18 protein-coding genes are annotated in these 19185 nt (G+C 59.8%); 8 read left to right on the top strand and 10 right to left on the bottom strand.

Annotated elements, in window-relative coordinates; all coding sequences use genetic code 11:
- Nucleotides 1–67: 67 nt before the first annotated feature.
- Entirely contained in the window at nucleotides 68–1090 is a 1023-nt protein-coding gene (locus tag F4V60_RS07125; RefSeq protein ID WP_084559165.1) for a hypothetical protein, read from the top strand.
- Here the strand turns inward: F4V60_RS07125 and F4V60_RS07120 are convergent.
- Nucleotides 1087–2040, bottom strand: coding sequence for a LysR substrate-binding domain-containing protein (locus tag F4V60_RS07120; RefSeq protein WP_075729954.1), 954 nt, complete (start codon nucleotides 2038–2040; stop codon nucleotides 1087–1089). The two genes, F4V60_RS07125 and F4V60_RS07120, sit on opposite strands and share 4 nt — an antisense overlap.
- A gap of 158 nt (nucleotides 2041–2198) precedes the next feature.
- Here F4V60_RS07120 and F4V60_RS07115 point away from each other — a divergent pair, with 158 nt between their 5' ends.
- A complete protein-coding gene (locus tag F4V60_RS07115; RefSeq protein WP_075729953.1) occupies nucleotides 2199–2792 on the top strand; it encodes a peroxiredoxin in 594 nt (197 codons plus the stop codon).
- An 89-nt stretch (nucleotides 2793–2881) separates the two neighbouring features.
- Entirely contained in the window at nucleotides 2882–3406 is a 525-nt protein-coding gene (ahpD, locus tag F4V60_RS07110; RefSeq protein ID WP_075729952.1) for an alkylhydroperoxidase, AhpD family, read from the top strand.
- A gap of 72 nt (nucleotides 3407–3478) precedes the next feature.
- Here the strand turns inward: ahpD and F4V60_RS07105 are convergent, their stop codons facing one another.
- From F4V60_RS07105 to F4V60_RS07095, 3 genes are all read right to left on the bottom strand, one after another.
- Nucleotides 3479–4525 (bottom strand): PTS sugar transporter subunit IIC, encoded by a 1047-nt coding sequence (locus F4V60_RS07105; RefSeq protein ID WP_232316017.1) that lies wholly within the window; start codon nucleotides 4523–4525, stop codon nucleotides 3479–3481.
- A 163-nt stretch (nucleotides 4526–4688) separates the two neighbouring features.
- Nucleotides 4689–7232, bottom strand: coding sequence for a DEAD/DEAH box helicase (locus F4V60_RS07100; RefSeq protein ID WP_075729951.1), 2544 nt, complete (start codon nucleotides 7230–7232; stop codon nucleotides 4689–4691).
- A 67-nt stretch (nucleotides 7233–7299) separates the two neighbouring features.
- The gene (locus F4V60_RS07095; protein ID WP_075729950.1) at nucleotides 7300–8265 is read right to left on the bottom strand and encodes a PAC2 family protein; all 966 of its coding nucleotides are present in this window, start codon (nucleotides 8263–8265) and stop codon (nucleotides 7300–7302) included.
- Nucleotides 8266–8614: 349 nt separating this feature from the next.
- Here F4V60_RS07095 and F4V60_RS07090 point away from each other — a divergent pair, with 349 nt between their 5' ends.
- Complete coding sequence (locus F4V60_RS07090; RefSeq protein ID WP_075731162.1) at nucleotides 8615–9793, top strand: DUF4192 domain-containing protein; 1179 nt, start codon at nucleotides 8615–8617, stop codon at nucleotides 9791–9793.
- On the opposite strand, the gene galE is transcribed toward F4V60_RS07090, so the two are convergent.
- The 6 genes from galE to F4V60_RS07060 all read right to left on the bottom strand — a co-directional run bounded on the left by galE (nucleotide 9790) and on the right by F4V60_RS07060 (nucleotide 15319).
- On the bottom strand, nucleotides 9790–10773 hold the full coding sequence (galE, locus tag F4V60_RS07085; RefSeq protein ID WP_075729949.1) for a UDP-glucose 4-epimerase GalE: 984 nt from the start codon (nucleotides 10771–10773) through the stop codon (nucleotides 9790–9792). The genes F4V60_RS07090 and galE overlap by 4 nt on opposite strands.
- 1 nt (nucleotide 10774) lies before the next feature.
- Nucleotides 10775–11455: a metal-dependent transcriptional regulator gene (locus F4V60_RS07080; protein ID WP_075729948.1), complete on the bottom strand. Its 681-nt coding sequence runs from the start codon at nucleotides 11453–11455 to the stop codon at nucleotides 10775–10777.
- A 228-nt stretch (nucleotides 11456–11683) separates the two neighbouring features.
- Nucleotides 11684–12697: a sigma-70 family RNA polymerase sigma factor gene (locus F4V60_RS07075; protein WP_075729947.1), complete on the bottom strand. Its 1014-nt coding sequence runs from the start codon at nucleotides 12695–12697 to the stop codon at nucleotides 11684–11686.
- Nucleotides 12698–12825: 128 nt separating this feature from the next.
- Nucleotides 12826–13269, bottom strand: a complete 444-nt coding sequence (gene dtd / locus F4V60_RS07070) for a D-aminoacyl-tRNA deacylase (protein ID WP_075729946.1) — start codon at nucleotides 13267–13269, stop codon at nucleotides 12826–12828.
- On the bottom strand, nucleotides 13266–14834 hold the full coding sequence (locus tag F4V60_RS07065) for a DUF7782 domain-containing protein (RefSeq protein WP_075729945.1): 1569 nt from the start codon (nucleotides 14832–14834) through the stop codon (nucleotides 13266–13268). The genes dtd and F4V60_RS07065 overlap by 4 nt, the downstream gene beginning before the upstream one ends.
- On the bottom strand, nucleotides 14831–15319 hold the full coding sequence (locus F4V60_RS07060; protein ID WP_084559162.1) for a DUF3099 domain-containing protein: 489 nt from the start codon (nucleotides 15317–15319) through the stop codon (nucleotides 14831–14833). The genes F4V60_RS07065 and F4V60_RS07060 overlap by 4 nt, the downstream gene beginning before the upstream one ends.
- 60 nt (nucleotides 15320–15379) lie before the next feature.
- Between F4V60_RS07060 and F4V60_RS07055 the strand changes: the two genes are divergently transcribed.
- From F4V60_RS07055 to F4V60_RS07040, 4 genes are all read left to right on the top strand, one after another.
- Nucleotides 15380–15646 (top strand): DUF3039 domain-containing protein, encoded by a 267-nt coding sequence (locus F4V60_RS07055; protein ID WP_232315902.1) that lies wholly within the window; start codon nucleotides 15380–15382, stop codon nucleotides 15644–15646.
- Entirely contained in the window at nucleotides 15643–17451 is a 1809-nt protein-coding gene (locus tag F4V60_RS07050) for a DEAD/DEAH box helicase (protein WP_075729943.1), read from the top strand. The genes F4V60_RS07055 and F4V60_RS07050 overlap by 4 nt, the downstream gene beginning before the upstream one ends.
- A gap of 56 nt (nucleotides 17452–17507) precedes the next feature.
- Complete coding sequence (locus tag F4V60_RS07045; RefSeq protein ID WP_075729942.1) at nucleotides 17508–18026, top strand: hypothetical protein; 519 nt, start codon at nucleotides 17508–17510, stop codon at nucleotides 18024–18026.
- Nucleotides 18027–18231: 205 nt separating this feature from the next.
- A complete protein-coding gene (locus F4V60_RS07040) occupies nucleotides 18232–19140 on the top strand; it encodes a DUF4352 domain-containing protein (protein ID WP_170216808.1) in 909 nt (302 codons plus the stop codon).
- The last annotated feature ends 45 nt before the right edge of the window (nucleotides 19141–19185 follow it).

Here is a 19185-nt window from a genome sequence, read left to right as displayed (position 1 = left end):
TAAAAGGCCACAACGCTGCTAGGATTTAGGCGACAAAACTAGGAGATAAAGCAGGAAGGAAAGAAAGATGAGCAACCCATTTGATTCGCAGCCGGGTAACAACGATGAGGCGAATAAGGACAACAGTAGCAACGGCAACGACGGGGGCTTTGGCAATGGCAGCAGTGGCAACGGAGGTTATGGCTACGGTGGCGAAGGAAACATGCCGCGCTATGAGCCGACCAACCACCCCGAGGACATGCCGGGCTACGGGGCAGCGCCGGGGCTTCCTGCTTATGGCGCCTACAGCGCTCAGGGCAATCAGTACCAGGCGCCCACGGGGCCTGCAGCGGGTCCGCTAGGCGCCGCCCCGAGCGCTACCGCCGCAATATCCTGGGGTTTTAAGGCCACCTTCCGCAATGCCAAGCTGTGGGTGCTCGGGGCGCTGCTGTGTGGCGCCATCACCATGGCCGTCAGTGCGGCTCTTGGGGCGATGGGTGCTAATTCTTCCAGCTCAGCTGGCGGCCCAGGCGGTTTCATTTCTGAGATTGTGACCACCTTGGTGACCACCATTTTGGTCCTTATCGCCATGCGTCTGGCCCTCTACCAGATTGATGATCCCACCACCGGATGGTCCCATGTGGGCAAGAATGTGAAGTGGCTGCAGCCTTTTGCCATCATGGTAGTAGTACAGATTGTGGTTGCTATCTGCATTAGCGGACTCGTCTTGGCCTTCGTAGGTGCAGAGTTCTTTAACACGTTGAATGCTGATGCCACGCAGATTAGTGATGACGATCTTCTGTTTATGCTCGGCCGCCTCATGGGGGTCATCTTCGTCGTCGCCCTGGTGGGCTTTTTCATCCAGCCGCTCTACACCTTGATGGTGTGGTTTGCTGCAGACGGCAATAGCATCGGCGATTCCATCCGCATGGGCTTTGCCGCTGGCAAGAAGAACTATGGACAGCTTCTGTTGCTGACGCTGCTTACCTTCCTGCTTTCCCTGTTGGGCATTGTCACCCTGCTCCTAGGCTTCTTGGTCATCTTGCCGGCTATCCAGCTAGCCACGGCCTATATTTACCGCCAGTGCGCGGCTAGCCTGCAGAGTGCTTAGCGCTCTACGCGGCGGGAGCGTTTGAGAGCTTTTTCGAAAGCAGCGGTGACGAGCGTGCTGAACTGGCGAAACTCTTCAGCGCGGGCAGCTGAGGCGCGATAGACCATTCCAACTTCCCGCTCCGCGGTGACGTCAGGAGCGAAGTGGGCGATGGCGAGGCGGTTGTCGCGGCATTCGGTTGCGATGGCGGACTCGGGGACCAGCGTGGTGCCTAGACCCCCCATGACAAGCTGCATGATTGTGGTCAGGGAGGCCGCCCTGGTGACGGAATTGGTGGTCTCGGTGGGGTTGAGCTGTGCTCTGCGGCAGAGATAGACTATCTGATCACGCAGGCAGTGCCCGTCATCGAGCAAGAGCAGGTCAAATTCCTTGAGCTGGCTTAAATGCAGGTCCTCCACGCCGGCTAAGGGGTTGTCCCACGGAGTGACTACTGCGAACTTCTCCTTATAAAGAGGGACCTCAACGAGTCCGGCCGCTTCGGCGGGAAGCGCGATGATGGCAAGATCAATATGGCCGTCCCGCAGCTTACTGAGCAAGTGTTTGGTTTGCTCCTCCACAAAAAGCGGCCGCAGATCTGGGTAGGCCGAGTTAATGGAATTGAGTAGGTCGGGCAGGATATAAGGCGCGATGGTGGGGATGATTCCTATTGTCAGCGGGCCGGTTAGAGTGCCGTGTGCCCCCTTGGCGTGGGAGAGAAATGCATCCGCGGCCTCGAGCGTGGCCTTGGCATAGGATAAAAGGCTTTCTCCCGTAGAGGTGACAATAACTTTGCGGGTCGAGCGCTCGATGAGCTGGACCCCGAGGCCCTGCTCGAGTGCGACGAGCGCCTGCGAGAGGGAAGGCTGGGAGATCTCGAGTTTGGCCGCCGCCGTGCCGAAGTGCTTGTTTTCTGCCACAGTAACGAAGGTGCGTAGCTGTGCGAGGGTGGGCCGATACTCCTTATTGTGCATACCTATAAGTGTAACATATGTCAATAGGTTTTCCTATTGACGGCGTGGGCGCAATGAGGCATAATGGAGTCGTTGGGCCGAAAGGGCTCGGCGATACTGCCCAAGCGTAGAAAAAATCTATAGCGACCCCGCGTATTCCAAGGAGATGGAAGTACATAATGCCTATCATGACTGTTGGCGAAAAGTTCCCAGAGTTTAACCTCACTGCCCTCAAGGGAGGCGACTTGCATGACGTCAACGCAAACCAGCCGGAGGATTACTTCGAGCAGGTGTCTTTGGATAAGTATGAGGGCAAGTGGAAGGTCGTATTCTTCTTCCCGAAGGACTTCACCTTCGTCTGCCCAACTGAGATTGCCGCTTTTGGCAAGTTGGATGAGGAGTTCCAGGACCGCGACACGCAGGTACTCGGCGGTTCTACCGATAATGAGTTTGCTCACTTCAACTGGCGCGCAACCCACCCGGACCTGAAGGAAGTTCCTTTCCCCATGTTCTCTGACGTGCGCCACGACCTCATCCGCGCACTCGGCGTGGAAAACGCTGATGGTGTTGCTGACCGCGCCACCTTCATCATCGACCCCGATGGCGTTATCCAGTTCCTTTCCGTTACCCCTGATGCTGTTGGCCGTAACGTCGACGAGGTTCTGCGTGTGCTTGATGCTCTGCAGTCCGAAGAGGTATGCGCCTGCAACTGGGAAGCTAATGATCCCACCAAGAACATCAACAAGCTTGACGTTGTTCAGTCCTCTCTATAATTAAGCGCCTTGGGCCCCGCCGCTTTCGGCGGGGCCTTTATTGGGGTAATCACTGAAAACACCTATTAAGAATCACGGGAGTAAACGTTATGTCTATTGAAAACCTTAAGTCTTCTCTGCCTGCTTATGCTAAAGATCAGAAGCTCAACCTCGGTTCGCTCACTCGCTCAACCGAGCTCAACGAGGAGCAGCTGTGGGGCAGCCTGCTTTCTGCTGCGGCCGCCACCCGCAATGACACCGTCCTCGCTGAGGTTATCGCCGAGGCCAAGGACCACCTCTCCGATGAAGCCGTCGAGGCCGCACTTGGTGCAGCTACTGTCATGGCAATGAATAACGTGGCATACCGCGCCAAGGGCTGGTTGGGGGATGACTTCGCCCAGGTCAAGTTCGGTCTGCGCATGAACATCATTGCCAAGCCGGGCGTCGAAAAGGCTAACTTCGAGCTGTGGAACACTGTCGTTTCCGCGATTAACGGCTGTGAGCACTGCTTGGTGGCCCACACCAAGACCTTGCAGGAAGAGGGCCTGACCAAGGAACAGATTTGGGAGGCCGTCAAGATTGGTGCAGTGATTCAGGCCGTTGCACAAACCGTGCAGATTGAGGCCGCTCGCTAAGACAGCGTAACTCTATAGAAAAGCTCCTCCGCGCCAGATAATGCCGGCGCGGAGGAGCTTTTCTATGCCCGCTTATTCGAAGTCGAGGCGGTAGTACTCGGCCTTGGTCAAATGCAAGACCTTTTCAAACAAGAAGGTGAAGAACAAGGCCAGCGCGATGGGAATGACGAGGTAGACTACAGCGATGATGATGAGGTTCGAGGCACTCCAGCCCCAGCCCTCATAGTTGAGCGCGGCGAGAGGACCCATCAAACCGGAGATGCCAAAGCCTGCCGACATCGCGGTACCTGAGATTCCCAAGGCACCGCCGATGCCACCCAAGATCGCGGCGCTGGAAATAATCGGCAGGAAGGTAACTGGACGCGAGAGCATGTTCGCCATCTGTACTTTGGGGGAGCCGAGTACGTGCAGGATGGAGTTGGCAAAGCCATTGACTCTCCACCCGGCGACGAGGAGGCCGAATCCCGCTGCTACGACGCCGAGGTTAGCAGTACCGGAGGAGACGCCCTCCATGAAGATGGCCGTTGCAATGCCCACGGTCGATACGGGGGAGACAATGAGGAAGGAAAAGAGCACGGCCAAGATGACGCCCATGACAACGGGCTGGAGGCCGGTGGCGCCGTTGACGAGGCTTCCCAGCCATACGGTGAGCACTTTGACCGCCGGGTAGGTCACAACCCAGCCGATTCCGCCGGCGATGAGTGTCACCAGCGTGGAGAGTAAGAGGACCGTGTAGCTCTTGAGCCTTTCGCCGATGAGGAAGATGAGGAGCACGGCGATGGCTGCGGTGAGCCCGGCGTTGATGACAAGGCCCGTGCCCTGAAAGTGGAAGCCGCCCTGCGGATCGACCGTGGCCACACCGGAGCCGCAAATGGCGGCGATGCCCACGGCGGCAGTCTGGATGGGGGTGAGCTTGAATTCCATGGCGACCAACACGCCGATGAGAACGGGCATGAGGGAGGCAGCGAGCCCGGTGAGCGTCAAGATGGTAGCAGCCCCAGACCAGTAGGGCAGGAGCGCCTTGGCGATTTCGCCCAAGAGGGCCTGCGGCACGAGCGCTACGACGACGGCCACGGAGATGCCGTTGAGGACCTTCATGATGAACGTCTTCGGGCCCATGCCCCGCGGCGGTGTGGTGGCGGCAGTTTCTGGTTTGGCCTCGGCCTCCACTATGGGGAGGCTGGTACTGGCGGCAGCGCTTTTCATGGGAAAAACAGTAGTGGCCGCCGCAAACAATGAGAAAAACTAACCCCTTTTGGGATTAGCATTTCACTGACTGGAACTAGCTCTCGAGGTGGAGTTCTGAGAGCCGGACCTCGCCTTCCTCATCGGAGGCGTCGAGATCAACTGTGCCGACGAGTGCGAAGGAGTTGTCGCCCCGCGGGTCCTTAAAGATCTGCCGCACGGACCAGCGCCGTGAATCCTGACCTGAGACTCGGAAGTACTCCGGGCCGCGCGCGGCAGGACCGGTATCAACGTCATCGTATTCCTCGAAGTAATCATCGAGGGCCGCGCCGAAATCGGGGACCTCGTCGAGGTAGTCAACCAGCTGCGCCAGCCTGTCCTCCTTCTCCAGAGCAAAAAGCTGAACCAGACGGAAGAAGTAGTTGCGCACCATGATGCAAAAAGCGCGCCGGTTGGCGGTAAGCGCGCTCGGATCCTCCACGCCGAAGGCCAGCTCACGGTCGAGGTCTGCCTGCGAGATGGGAGAATCTTCCCCGGCCATCTGCGCCCACTCATCGACGAGCGAGGAGTCTACCTGGCGGATAAGCTCGCCCAGCCACACCACGATATCCTCCAGTTCGGGGGTGTTGTACTCGTCCGGCACCGATTGTTTGAGCGTGCGCCAGACATCAGTGAGGTAGCGCAAGACGACGCCCTCCGAACGCGCCAGGCCATAGGTGGCGATGAGATCAGAGAAAGTCATGGACTTCTCCAACATGTCGCGGACAACGGCCTTGGGACGCAGCTGGAAGTCCTTGACCCACGCATTTGTCTCCGCGAAAGTGTCATAGGCCTGCTCGAGCAGTTCTTCGAGGGGCTTGAGCCAGGTAATCTCCTCGACGATGGCCATGCGTTCCGTATAGTCCACACCCTCGGCCTTGAGCGCGGCGATCTCCTCGCCGCGGGCGGCCTTCTGTTGTGCGATAAGGATTTGGCGCGGATCATCAACAATGGCCTCGAATACCGAAACCACATCTAAGGTATAGGACTCCGATTCCGGGTCGAGCAGGCTCAGCGCAGCCAAGGCAAAAGGCCCGAGGGGCTGATTGAGGGCGAAGTCACGCGGCAGTGCACGCACGAGGTGATAAGGCCGGCCATAGATGTCGAGCCCCTTGGTCGATTTCTGTACCACGCCCGAGTTGACTAGGCCGCGGAACAGAGAGATGGCCTGCAGAATTTCCTGGTTCTGTTTGCTGCGGGTGTCGTGGTTGTCACGCAGCAGGTGCCTGAGGTGCTCGTAGCCGTTGCCGTGGCGGGCAAGCACGTTGAGCAACATCGAATTAGACACCCGGAACTGCGAAGTGAGCTCCTCCGGTTCGGCCTGGGTCAGCCGTGCGAAGGTTTTCTCCGACCATGACACCTCGCCCTCGCGGGGGGACTTCTTGCGTAGCCTCTTCAGACGTGCTGGATCATTTCCGAGGCGGCGCCGCGCTTTGGCGTTCTCTATCTCATACTCGGGGGCCTCGACGATGACGGTGCCCTCGGTGTCGTAGCCTGCGCGTCCTGCGCGCCCGGCGATCTGGTGGAACTCGCGCGATTTGAGAATGCGCTCGCGAGTTCCGTCGTACTTAGCCAGGCCAGTCATCAACACCGTGCGAATGGGCACATTGATCCCGACGCCGAGGGTATCGGTGCCGCAGATAATCTTCAGCAGGCCTTTCTGTGCGAGATTCTCCACCAAACGGCGGTACTTGGGCAGCATGCCGGCGTGGTGGACGCCGATGCCACGGCGCAGGAGCTTGGAGAGGTCTCGTCCAAACGCCGTCGTAAAGCGGAAGCCGGCCAGTGCCGTGGCCAGCGCCGCCTTGTCCTCTTTGGTGATAATCCCGGAAAGGGAGGTCAGCGCCTGGGCGCGTTCGGAGGCCTCGCGCTGGGAAAAGTGGACGACATAGACCGGAGCCTTGCCCTCCTTCAGAATCGCCTCGACCGTCTCATGCACGGGGCTAAAGACATAGGAGAAGTCCAAGGGGACGGGCCGGGTCGTGCCAGCGACCAAGGTGGTCACCCTGCCGGTACGGCGCGTGAGATCCTCTTCGAGCCACGTGGTATCGCCCAAGGTGGCGGACATGAGGAGGAATTGTGCGCGCGGCAGCTCGAGCAGCGGCACCTGCCAGGCCCAGCCGCGCTCCGGATCAGAGTAGTAGTGGAATTCATCCATGACCACTTGGTCGATATCGGCTTCCGCGCCATCCCGCAGGGCAATATTGGCCACGATTTCGGCGGTGGCGGCGATGATGGGGGCCTTGCCGTTGACGGTGGCATCCCCAGTCATCATGCCCACGTTCTCTGGTCCGAAGATCTCACACAGGGCGAAGAATTTCTCACTCACTAGGGCCTTGATGGGTGCGGTATAGAAACTGCGCTGGCCACGCGAGAGCGCAATAAAGTGCGCGGCGTTGGCCACCATGGACTTGCCTGAACCGGTTGGCGTGGCCAGGATGACGTTATCACCGGCCAGTATTCCCAGCGCCGCTTCCTCTTGGGCGGGGTATAAGACGATTCCGCGCTGAGTGGTCCACGAGACGAATGTATCCCAAATAACTTCGTCGACGACGGATTCGGGGACTTCGGCGAGATCAGGCAGCATTTGAGAAAGGTTCACCCCCACCACCTTAGGTGATGGGGGTAGAGGCCGCGGATCGCGACGCCGCCTTCAGGGACGCTAGCCCTTAATCTCGCGGTCCATCTTCTTTGTTCTCGCCGCCATCCTTGTCAAACTCCGCGAGGAAAGCCTGAAACTCTTCCCCCAATTCATCAGCACTGGGCAGGGCTTCATCCCCGGGCATGATCGCCTGCGGGTGAGCACTGCGGTAGCGCTGCATGTACTCGTCATACTGCTGCTCGAGCTGGTGAACCACTCCCGTGATCTCATCGGAGTCCATGACCTGCTCACTCAACTGAGTGTTGGTGCGCTCAATATCGGCCTCGAGGCTGCCAAGAGGAAAGTTCAACCCAGCGGCGTTGGCGATGGAGCTAAGCAGCTGATAAGAGGCCTGCGGATAAGAGGAAGATGCCAAGTAATGAGGCACCTGCACCGTATAGCCTGCCACGTTGCGCCCCTTGTCATCGAGGGCCTTCTCCAAGAAGAGCGCGGCCGAGCCGGGGACGATAATGGTGGAATCTACCTTGACCATGCGGCCGATGAGCTCTGAGGAGTTGCCGTGTGCTGTGACGACCGTGGGACGGGTGTGTGGCACCGGCATAGGTGCGGCGTAGAGCATGATGGTGTTTTCAATATCGAACTTCTCCACCAAAGACACGACCGCCTTGCTAAAAGCCTCCCAGCGCATATCCGGCTCCGGGCCGGAGAGAAGCAGGAAGGACTTTCCTGCGTTATCGCGCAAAACCTTGATGCCTAATTCCGTGGGCTCTATGTCCGTGGTGCGGTCATTGCTAATGGTCACCGCAGGGCGGCGTGAGCGGTAATCGATGAGCTCGTCATTGTTAAAGGATGCGAGCTGACGGCTATGCAGTGCTGCCTTGAGGTGATTGGCGCTGGCCTCCACGGCCATCCCGGCATCAGCGTAGCCGTTCATGGCCACGATCATGGTTGGGCCGGTTCCCTCGGCGGAATAGTCCGTGATCGAAGGGGCCGGGTACTCCAATTCGTACATGCTGCGTTCTTCTTCGTGCATGGCTTCTACCTCCTTGATATTTACTTACTCCAACACGTGAACCGGCCGGTCTATTCCCTCTTGTTGAACTAGCGTGCGAAGGAGAATTAAGAACCAAGCACGGTGAGAACACAGAAATCACAAAGAGACCACGATGAAATTGGGGGAAGACCACGCGGCACCAAGTTAGGATTAAGACAATCATTGTGCCGGAAAACGTAGCTTTTGGCCATAGGCTCGGCCGCCGCCTGTGGAAAACTTCGCGCCCCAGGCGCCCAACACTGACTCCACGGCGGAAAACTATCCACAGGCAACCCCTTAAGAAGAATTAGTCTTTCGAACTGCGACCTATGACGCAAGAGTGGAACTCATGCACAATACACACACGCCAAAGGCTCACCCGCACATCTCCTCTCCGGGGGAACTACTATCCAATATTCCCGGGATGCTCGGTTTCTATCCCACCGATTCCGTCATCTTTATTAGCCTCGAGCAACCCGGCTCTGGGGCCCACACTGACACCGGGATCAGCCTCGGTCCGCTCATTCGGGTCGATATTCCTGACATCTTCGACGCCTGGGCTGACGCTTCCGATCTGCTTAACACCCCGCACTGCGTATGCATCTTTGCCTTCATCATCAGCCAGCGCCCGCAGGCGGAGATCGCTGACATTAGTGATCTCCTCTATGCCCTGGGAGATGTTGAGGCCATCGCAGAAGATTCCTTGTCCGCAGGAGTCGTTGAGTTGCCCGGTGACAGCGGCGGAACAACAGTGGACGCTGCCTGGTGGGTAGAGGAAATCTGCGCCGGCGAATCCTATGAATTGATCTTCGGCCCGACCAGCCCGGACGGGGCAGGGCCTCTGCGGGACTGGGAGCACGGAAAGATCCCGGCTATCACGGCATCGCAGTCCATGCGGCATTGCGTGGATAACCACGTGATCCCTGAGCTCAACCGCGGCGACATGATGGAGCGTTTTAGCCGCTCTAATCCCTGCATGAGCCCAGAAAGCGCGGCCGCCATGGCTGAGGCAGCCCGCCGCGCTGGACTGGAGCTGCGCAATAACCTGCGCATTCGCGGCACCGAATCGACGCTGAGCGCGGCAGAGCTCATCGAGGATGTCCCGCGCCTGCTCGCGGAGGTGGCCTCCGTAGAGGAGACCTACCGTGACCACGAGATGCTGGCTACCGTGGCGCTGTGGCTTTCAACCACCTGGGTCCGCGACCTCGTCGTGTCCGATCTTATTGAGCAGCCGCAGGCAGCATCGAAGCTCCTGTTGGCCGCAGCCCATACCTTTAAGGGCACAATTCGCGCGAACGCCCTGGCGCTCTATGCGGCGGTGGAGCTAACCACTGAATGCATTGTCTATGCCGGCCCTGCGCTCCACGTCCTGCGGGAGGAGGAGGCGCACCACAGCCTTGGAAACCTGATCTTTGCTGTGTACCGCGCCGGGAAGTTCGAGATCATTGCTTCCAGCATGCAAAAAGGCTGCCGCGTTGCACGTGCGGCAGCCTTGGGGGAGGAAACAACTTCCGAAAACGCAGCTTAGCGCTTGGCGGAATGAGCCTTGTCTCCCAGATTACGGGTGAAGTTCCACGCGTCAGTGGCGATGGTCTCCAGGTCCGTGCGGGTGGGCTTCCAGCCCAGCTCGGACTTGATCTTGTCTGAGGAGGCGACGAGCACTGCCGGATCTCCGGCGCGGCGGGGGGCTACCTCAGCAGGAATATCGCGGCCGGTGACCTTGCGGCACATGTCCACGACCTGCTTGACGGAATAGCCCTCACCCGAGCCCAGGTTATAGATGCTGTGAACACCGGGCTTATTAGCCTGCAGTGCGAGCACGTGGGCGTCCGCGAGATCGCGGATGTGGATGTAGTCACGCACGGGAGTGCCGTCCGGAGTATTCCAGTCATCCCCAAAGAGGTAGATCTTGTCGCGGTGGCCCAAGGCTACCTGCAAGACAATGGGGATGAGGTGGGTCTCGATAGCCCGGTTCTCTCCGATATCGCCATAAGCGCCGGCGACGTTGAAGTAACGCAGCGACGTGGCGGCGAGGCCATAGGCCTTGGCGAAGGACGTGATCATGAAATCGATCGACAACTTCGTTGCGCCATAGGGGTTGGTGGGCTGGGTGGGCATGTCCTCCGTGATGGGGACCTTGCTCGGCTCGCCGTAGGTGGCAGCAGTGGAGGAGAAGACCAGGCTGGGAACATTGTTCTCCCGCATGGCATCAAGTAGAGCCAAGGTGGTGACAACGTTGCCGTGCCAATAATCGGAAGGAATCTCCACGGACTCGCCCACCAGCGAGCGTGCCGCGAAGTGGAGGACTCCCTCGAAGTCCCCGGCAGAAAGGACGTTTGCGGCGACATCTGCGACATTGCCCTCTACCAGGTGCGCGCCCTCAGGTACGGCTTCCCGGTTGCCGGTGGAAAAATTATCCACGATGGTGACATCGTGGCCCTGCTCAAGAAGGACTGCAGCGCAGACGCTTCCAACGTATCCGGCGCCGCCGGTAACGAGGAGCTTCATACTACTTCACCTCGATGCGGATAGCGTGGGCCAAGTCATCGAGCAATTCGATCTTTGCGCCGCTTTCAGTGGTTAAGGTCACGGCGCCATTGTTATTGACCACCTTGACAGGAGCGCCTACGGCTACGCCAGCGTCCGTGAGCTCACGGAAGGAAGCAGTATCCACCTGCAGGATCTCATTGATCTGAATAATGGTGGCATCCGTTTCCACCCCATCGGGCAAGTCGATAGCTCGGGTGCCAAAGTCGATGGCGGGGTGCTTATAGCCGAGCTCGTCGAGTGCTGGAATGGGGTTGCCAAAGGGCGAGCGGGTGGGATCATCCAAAATGGCAACGAGACGTTCTTCCACGTCCTTGCTCATCACGTGCTCCCAGCGGCAAGCCTCATCGTGCACCTGGTGGATATCAAGCCCCAGGATGTCGGTGAGCAGGCGCTCGGCGAGGCGATGCTTGCGCATCACCGCGGTGGCAAGCTCGCGGCCCTTGGCCGTGAGATCGAGGCTGCGATCGGTGCGAACGTGGAGGAGACCATCCCGCTCCATGCGGGCCACAGTCTGGGAGACGGTGGGGCCGGACTGCTCAAGCCGCTCGGCGATGCGAGCGCGCAGCGGGGTGATCCCCTCTTCCTCGAGCTCGTAGATCGTACGCAGATACATTTCAGTGGTATCGACTAGGTCCCTCACGTGGGCATGCCTTTCTGCACATTTTCGGGAGGCTCCGCCAGTTAAGGTAAAGCCAAGAATAATAAACTAAACTCTACCGTACTTAAAGCCAGCCTCGGTGGCAGCGCGGTATGTGTAGACATCTACTTAAAACGCCAATGCCCCGCGCGCTATTCCCTCACTGATGAAGCGGGATTAGCACGCGGGGCGGGGAAGCACTAAGGAAGCTTCAGCGCGATGGAACAGCGTTTAGAGGGCGTACTCACGCAGACGGTCAGCGCGGTTTCCGTCCCGCAGCTTGGACATGACCTCGCGCTCAATCTGGCGTACACGCTCGCGGGAGAGCCCGAAGCGGCGTCCAATCTGGTCAAGGGTGCGTGGAACACCATCATCGAGGCCATAGCGCAGGCGGATGACGTCTTGCTCACGCTCCTCGAGGGAACTAATGACCTCGCGGATATCGGAGTGGCGCATGGAGGCAACGACTGCCGTTTCGGCGTCCGTGGCCTCAGCGTCCTCGATGAAGTCTCCGAGGGGAGCCTCCTCGTCGGTGCCCACGGGCATGTCGAGCGATACTGGGTCACGGGACTGGCGCAGCAGCATCTCAATCTTGGACTCATCAATGCCGGACTCTTCAGCGAGCTCCTCATTGGTGGCTTCGCGTCCGAGAGACTGGTACATCTCACGCTTGATCCGGGAGAGCTTATTGACCTGCTCGACCAAGTGGACAGGGAGGCGAATAGTGCGCGACTGATCTGCCATGCCGCGCGTAATGGCCTGGCGGATCCACCACGTGGCGTAGGTGGAGAACTTATAGCCCTTGGCGTAATCAAACTTCTCCATGGCCCGGATAAGACCTAAGTTGCCCTCTTGGATAAGGTCCAAAAGCGGCATCCCACGGCCGGTGTAGCGCTTGGCTAGGGAAACGACGAGGCGCAGGTTGGCCTCGAGGAGGTGGGAGCGGGCCTTCTTGCCCTCGCGCACCAAAATCTTGAGATCGCGCTTGGTGGCGCGGGTGAGTTTCTCAGAATTGGCTAGTTTGTATTCGGCGTAGAGTCCGGCCTCGATGGCCTGGGAAAGCTCCACTTCATCCGCGGCGCTGAGCAGTGCGGTTTTTCCGATTCCGTTGAGGTAAACGCGTACCAAGTCAGCGGATGGATTGTCATTAGTCTGATTGCGGCGCGAGCCGCGGTCTACTTCTTGCTCATCTTCGTCCTTGATGTCATGCACATCAGTGGCGGTGCGGGCGGATGTAGTTGTCATCTCTTGCCTCCTGAAGTTGGCGCCTTTTACACAAGATACAACGGCACGAATTTCGGATTAGTTCCCAGAAATAGAAATCTGTGCTTCCAACTTTCGGAGACAACATTTTCGGGGGTAGTGTGCCGGTGCTAGGTCTCCACCAGCACGGTAAACGGCCCCTCGTTGACCGAGGATACCGACATCAGTGCGCCGAACTGCCCTTCCGCCACGGTGATAGAACGCGCACGCAGCGCTGTGATGACGGCGTTGATGATGGGCTCGGCTGCCTCTCCCGGCGCGGCATCAGACCAGGAGGGCCGCCGGCCCTTGGCGGTACGGCCATAGAGCGTGAACTGGCTGATGAGGAGGACGGGGGCGTGAGCTTCGCTGACGCTGGTCTCGCCGTCGAGGATGCGGAGCTCGGCAATCTTGCGGGCCATTTTCTCGGCACGCGACTCCCACTCTTCGAGGTCCTCCCGCGAGACTCCGAGTAAGACGAGCAGGCCTCCGGTCGAGGGGGCGTCGATGGAGCCGACCACCTCTCCCTCGACGCTGACGGAGGCGTGCGAGACGCGGGTGATGACTGCCCTCACAGGCTTTCCTCCAGGAGTAGATCGGCGGGGATGACAATGCCGTGGCGAATGAGATCGACCACGGCAGGCAAGGCCGCTGCGGTGAGCGCATCCTCGTCGAAGCCGTGGGCTGCGGCATAGAGCTCAATAGTCTCACCCAAGCTGAGACCGCGGGGATTGAGCCCGGCGACGATGGAGGCGAGATGCTCATCGATTTCGTGGGACCAGCGCGGGCCTTCGGTGCGGGTAAGGCGCAATACAGCGCGCTTAAAGCCCATGGCGGTTTCCTCATCAGCCAGCGCTATGTCCTCGCGCGCTAGGCCGGGGCGTAGGGCGCAGCGCTTATGCTCCAGCTCGCCGGGAACCAGCTCGCGCAGCCAGGCGATGCGCGCGAAGTACTCTTCCACCTCTGGTCCCAGGGGATCCTCGAAAGGCTGCGGCATGTACTCGGCCAGAATATCGGAAGGCTCGTTCTCGTCCGCCAGCTTCTGAATGGCGACGAATCCGAAACCAATGCCGGTGACGTCGGCATCGCTAAAGTGTTGCAGCCACAGCCGGGAGCGTTCGCGACCGAGGGGACTGCGCACGTCGACGGATTCATCCTTGAGCCAGGTCGATACGTAGAGTGCTGGGTCAGCCACATCTCTCTGGATGATCCAGGCGGCCACGCCGGTATCGGGCAGCCAGGAGGCTACGCGCTGCTGCCAAGACTCTTCACCGTGATGCACCCATGCGGCCAAGAGGTGGGCTGTGCCGCCGGGGCTGAGGTGCGAGGCGGCCTGGGAAACCACGAGCTTGCTGGCCCCGTCGAGGTCAAGACCTGAATCGCGATAGACATGGCCGACTTCCGGCAGACCAACCACAAAGGGCGGGTTGGATACGATGCGGTCGAAAGTGCGCCCGGCCACCGGCTCGAACCAGGAACCCTGCAGCAGTTCGACGCGTTCGGCATCCTCAGTTCCAGCCGCTGCCAGGGTTACCTCAGCCAGCTCCAGGGCGCGCGGGTGAACGTCGGTGGCAGTCACGGTCTGCGCGCACGTCAGCTGCCCCAGGGTCTGCACACCGGAGCCGGCACCGAGATCCAGCACGGTGCCAACGGGCGATATAGGAGTGGATTGCAAGAGGGAAAGGCTAGCCGCGCCCACGCCCAATACGTGATCAGGTCCGGGGACGATAGTGCTCAAGGAAGCGTCGATATCGGAAAAGACGAGGCGATTGCGGCCCACGATGACATGCGGTCGGATGTCGAGCGCGATGGAGACAGTACCGTGCCCGTCACCGACGGCGATGCCGGAATCGAGGAGGCGACCGGCGAGGCGGGCACCGACGACGTCGCCAAGCAGGGTGGCGGGCACGGCCTCATGGAGGAGAAAGAGGCGGATGAGGACATCTAACTGCGTGTTTCCCGCAGTGGCCATCTCTACCGCAGCGGGTTCACCGCGATGCATTGCCTCGGTGTATTCCGGTCCGAGGTGACCGGCGATGCCGTCGGCGCTGTACCCAGCCCCGGCCAAGAACTGTGCCAATTCTGCGGCGGTCGCGGCCAAAAAGCCTTGTGGGCTGTCCTCCGATTCCCAGGAATTCATGTCTGGGGGCCTCCTTTAGTGTGGTCATTGCTGTCGTGCTCAATCGTTGAATGCTCAATGGTCTCATGCACCGTGGAATCCAGCGCCTTGGCCTGCGGTCGGCTCAGTTGCTGGGCCTGGGCGCGCGCCATCTGCCGGGCAAGCGCCGGCTTGTAGATGTTCTTCTCGCGCTTGTCCTTAGGCCGACCCCGGCTATTTCCTATGACAACCGCCATCCACGGCAGCGGAAAGGTCACCCCGACGATGAAAGCGGCGGGCACCCAAGCATGGAAGGAATAGATGAGCCAGCCGGCGATGAGGAGAGAGGGAACGCGCAAAAACTGCAGAACCGCGTACCAGATCTCGCGCCGATGCCTGTCTTGCCCGGGGGATTCCTGGGCATCCGTGATTAACTGCGCACGCCGGCGCTTAAGCCACCGCAGGGAGAAGACCCGTGCCCACAGTGACGTGGGGCCCGAGCCGTCGTGCGAGTTCTTCGAGTGCATGTTCCTAAGGGTAGACTGCGAACTCGCGAACTTCGACACCGATGGGGAAAGATGGAGACCGTGAGTACTACAACGACTACCGCGACACGCACCACGACAAAGACTATTGAACGCCCAGACATCAAGGAAGACACCTCGCGCGGTGGCAATGACACCCCGAAGTTCTTTCACTACGTCAAGAAAGACAATATCCTCGACTCCGCAGTCAACGGCAAGTACGTCGTTGCGCTGTGCGGGGAGACCTTTCCCGTGACCAAGCAGGCCAAGCCGGGCTCACCGGTGTGCCCCGACTGCGAGCGAATCTACCGAGGTCTGCGGCGCAAGTGAGTAAGAACAAAGGGCAGTTGCGCGCTTGGCAGCAAGCCGCTTTGCACAAGTTTCTCGAAACCAAACCTCAAGACTTCATGGCCGTGGCCACCCCCGGCGCGGGCAAGACCACCTTTGCCCTGCGCATAGCCACGGAGCTCAAAGAAGACCGCAGCGTGGAGCGCATCATCGTGGTCGTTCCCACCGAGCACCTCAAGATTCAGTGGTCGCAAGCCGCCGCCCGCGTCGGCCTGGCTTTGGATCCGAAGTTTAGTAATTCCTCGGCGGTCAACCCCGCCTATGACGGCATCGTGGTGACCTACGCCCAGGTGGGAATGCACCCATTTAAGCACCGCGCCATCGCTTCCGCGCGGCGCACTTTGGTGATCCTCGACGAGATTCACCACGCCGGTGATGCCAAGAGCTGGGGCGATGGTGTGCGCGAGGCCTATGACGACGTCGAGCACCGCCTATCGCTGACGGGTACGCCCTTCCGCTCCGATGATTCGCAGATCCCTTTCGTGCGCTACGAGCAGGACGGGGAAGGCCACTTGGTCTCACGTTCGGACCACACCTACGGTTACGGCGATGCGCTTGCCGACGGCGTGGTGCGCCCGGTGGTCTTCCTTTCCTACTCGGGGGAGGCCCGCTGGCGCGATAGCGCGGGCGAGGAGTTCAGCGCCCGCCTGGGCGATATTCTCAACCCGGAGCAAACCGCCCGCGCCTGGAAGACGGCACTCGACCCCAAGGGCGAGTGGATTCCGTCCGTGTTGCAGGCCGCGCACACGCGCCTGATGCAGATGCGGCGCAATATGCCCGACGCCGGCGGCCTTGTCCTAGCCACCGATACGCAGACCGCGCGCGCCTATGCCCGCATTCTCAAGCAGCTCTCGAATACACCGGTCTCCATCATCTTGTCCGATGATCCCGGCTCCTCTGACCGCATCGCCGAGTTCTCCGAGAGCACCGACGAGTGGATGGTCGCTGTGCGCATGGTGTCTGAGGGAGTGGACGTCCCGCGCCTGGCCGTCGGCGTCTACGCCACCTCCGCCTCGACGCCGCTGTTTTTCGCTCAGGCCATCGGTCGTTTCGTGCGTTCGCGCATGCCGGGGGAGACCGCCTCTGTATTCCTGCCCTCTGTGCCCGTTCTCTTAGGCCTGGCCGAGGACATGGAAAAGCAGCGCGATCACGTCCTGGGGGAGAAGAACCCCGACAAGGAAGGCTGGGACGACGATCTCCTCGCGGAGGCCAACCAGAAGAAGACCCAGCCCGATATGCTCGAGCCCTCCTATGAGGCACTCGGCGCCGAGGCTGAGTTCTCCGGGCTCCTTTTCAACGGCTCGCAGTTCACCACGGGTGATGTTACGGAGGACGTCGATTCCGACTTCCTCGGCATCCCCGGGCTTCTCGACGCCGAACAGGTCAAGGACCTGCTGCGCCACAAGCAATCCGAGGAACTCGATCGCAAGGAAGCCGAGGAGAAGGCGCGCCGGGCTGCGCAAGCAGCCGAGCAACACCGCCGCCAGCTCTATGGCATGGAGTACGCGCCGCGTCCCAGCTCAAGCGACTACGGGTCCGGTAGCAACAGCTCAAACGACAACGGCTCCGGCACCAACGGCGCCAGCACCAACGGCGGGGGAGTCGTCGACGAGATCTCCGCCTTGCGCAAAGAGCTCAACACCGCCGTGTCCATCGCGGCCCAGGGCTCCGGGCGCCCGCACGGCGCCATCCACACCGAAGCGCGAAAGGCCTGCGGCGGTCCGCCCACCGCCTTGTGCAACGCTGAGCAATTGCGCAAGCGCATCGACTACTTGCGGAAATGGTAAATTTCTCACGTAGACTAAGCAGAAATAGCACTACTTTGAGAACTGAGGCACCCGCTTTGAGCAATCCCTTTAACTCTGACGGCGACCGTTCCGCGGACGCAGACCACGGCAGCAATCCTGCGCCGGAGGACTCTTCGGCCCCAGGAAACTACTCCACGCCGAGTGACTCCGGGCTTCCTTCCTATGGTTCACAGCCCCAAGCCAGCGCCTACTCGGGGGCAAGCTATGGGGGCGCCATGAGCGATCCTGCACAAAGCGCGGGTAAGAAGTCCACCATGGCGCTGGTGACGTTGATCTTCGGCGTTTTATCCTTGCTCACCATGATCTTCGGGGTGGGGATTCTACTCGGGTTCATCACCGTGATCCTGGCTATTATCGCCTTCATTCGCAATCGCTCGAAGGCTGCCAAGGATCGCCGCACATGGATGACGGTGACCGGGCTCGTGCTGGCCGCAGTGGCCCTGGCGGTCGGCCTCTACATCATCGGTTCTTTCGTCGCTGTATTCAGTGACTGCGTCACCCTTGATGATCAAGACGCCATCAACCAATGCGTTGAAGAAAAGCTGCAGAGCTAGCACCGTTCGAATTTGTGTACACGTTGAGGCGTCAATCGTGAGGGCACAAAGCAGTTTTTAGTGAGAGAGTTCGAAAGTATGCGGCCGCATGTCCGGCGGTCTTGTTGTAATCAACAGCGTCTTAATTGCTCCACTTGCCGTATTTGGTGGTGCGGGGCTAAGGCCTTCGATTCAACCCTTTCCTCTATCGCTTTCAGGAGCTCTCATGACTAATACCTACGGACAGGCGCCCTCCGAGATGCCGCACAACTCCGGACAGTCCAATCTCACTCCCGCCCCGCCTGCAGCCTTTGGCGGCGCTCCCGCATCGGCCCCTGCTATGGCGCCCGTGCAACGCAATGTCGTCGGCATCATCGCCTTGGTGTGCGCTGTGGCCGGCACTGTATTTTCCTGCGTCAAGGGAGCATTGATTTTGGGGTGGCTACTCCTCCCCGTTGCATTCATCTTGGCCATCGTGGCTTTGGTAATCAAGAACAAGAAGCGCGGCGTTGCTATCGCCGCCCTCATTGTCTCCATCGTCGGTTTCGTCCTGGCTCCGCTGGTATTCCTCTTTGTGGTTGGACAGGCTGCGAACGATGCTTTCGGCGGTGACACCGTTGTCTCCGATTCAGCCAGTGATTCCACCGCCGGCGGCGCGGGATCTTCACTCGGCGCCATCGGATCTGGTGCTAGTAACAACGGCGCCGGCTCCTCACGTGAAAACCCATTGCCTTTGGGAACTACAGTTGAAAATGACGACTGGGCTGTGACGATCAACAGCGTCAACTTCGATGGTGATGCCCTGGTGGCAGCGGGAAACCCCTTCAATACTCCTGCGGATCCGGGAAAGCAGTACATCGTGGTCAACCTGACTGCAACCCTCAAAGCTGACGACAGCGATGGTTCGAGTCCTATGGTGGACGTGGAGTACGTTTCCCGCGATGGTGTGACTAGCAATTCCTACGACAATATCGTCGTTCTTGATAGCAGTTTCGATAGCCTGTCGACTCTCTACCAGGGTGCCTCTACAACTGGCGATATGGTCTTTGAAGTCCCAGCGGATTCTGCAGCGGAGGGCGTGCTAGCCGTTCGCCCGGCAGTATTTGGGGATAAAGAGTTCATTGCACTGCAGTAGTCGGGTAGAAGGGGCGGATAGTTCGCTCACTTGACGTCCCTAATT

This window comes from Corynebacterium flavescens (assembly GCF_008693105.1).
Classification (GTDB): Bacteria; Actinomycetota; Actinomycetes; order Mycobacteriales; family Mycobacteriaceae; genus Corynebacterium; species Corynebacterium flavescens.
Note: the sequence above shows the minus strand (reverse complement) of the source record. Positions and strands in the feature narration are given on the sequence as shown.

Bases quoted from the DNA above. Each gene is read 5' to 3' on its own strand.
- galE (WP_075729949.1), bottom strand. From the start codon at position 10,773: ATGAAGCTCCTCGTTACCGGCGGCGCCGGATACGTTGGAAGCGTCTGC.
- F4V60_RS07040 (WP_170216808.1), top strand. From the start codon at position 18,232: ATGACTAATACCTACGGACAGGCGCCCTCCGAGATGCCGCACAACTCC.
- F4V60_RS07115 (WP_075729953.1), top strand. From the start codon at position 2,199: ATGCCTATCATGACTGTTGGCGAAAAGTTCCCAGAGTTTAACCTCACT.
- F4V60_RS07065 (WP_075729945.1), bottom strand. From the start codon at position 14,834: ATGAATTCCTGGGAATCGGAGGACAGCCCACAAGGCTTTTTGGCCGCG.
- F4V60_RS07105 (WP_232316017.1), bottom strand. From the start codon at position 4,525: ATGGGCCCGAAGACGTTCATCATGAAGGTCCTCAACGGCATCTCCGTG.
- ahpD (WP_075729952.1), top strand. From the start codon at position 2,882: ATGTCTATTGAAAACCTTAAGTCTTCTCTGCCTGCTTATGCTAAAGAT.
- F4V60_RS07090 (WP_075731162.1), top strand. From the start codon at position 8,615: ATGCACAATACACACACGCCAAAGGCTCACCCGCACATCTCCTCTCCG.
- F4V60_RS07095 (WP_075729950.1), bottom strand. From the start codon at position 8,265: ATGCACGAAGAAGAACGCAGCATGTACGAATTGGAGTACCCGGCCCCT.
- F4V60_RS07075 (WP_075729947.1), bottom strand. From the start codon at position 12,697: ATGACAACTACATCCGCCCGCACCGCCACTGATGTGCATGACATCAAG.
- F4V60_RS07125 (WP_084559165.1), top strand. From the start codon at position 68: ATGAGCAACCCATTTGATTCGCAGCCGGGTAACAACGATGAGGCGAAT.
- F4V60_RS07120 (WP_075729954.1), bottom strand. From the start codon at position 2,040: ATGCACAATAAGGAGTATCGGCCCACCCTCGCACAGCTACGCACCTTC.
- F4V60_RS07060 (WP_084559162.1), bottom strand. From the start codon at position 15,319: ATGCACTCGAAGAACTCGCACGACGGCTCGGGCCCCACGTCACTGTGG.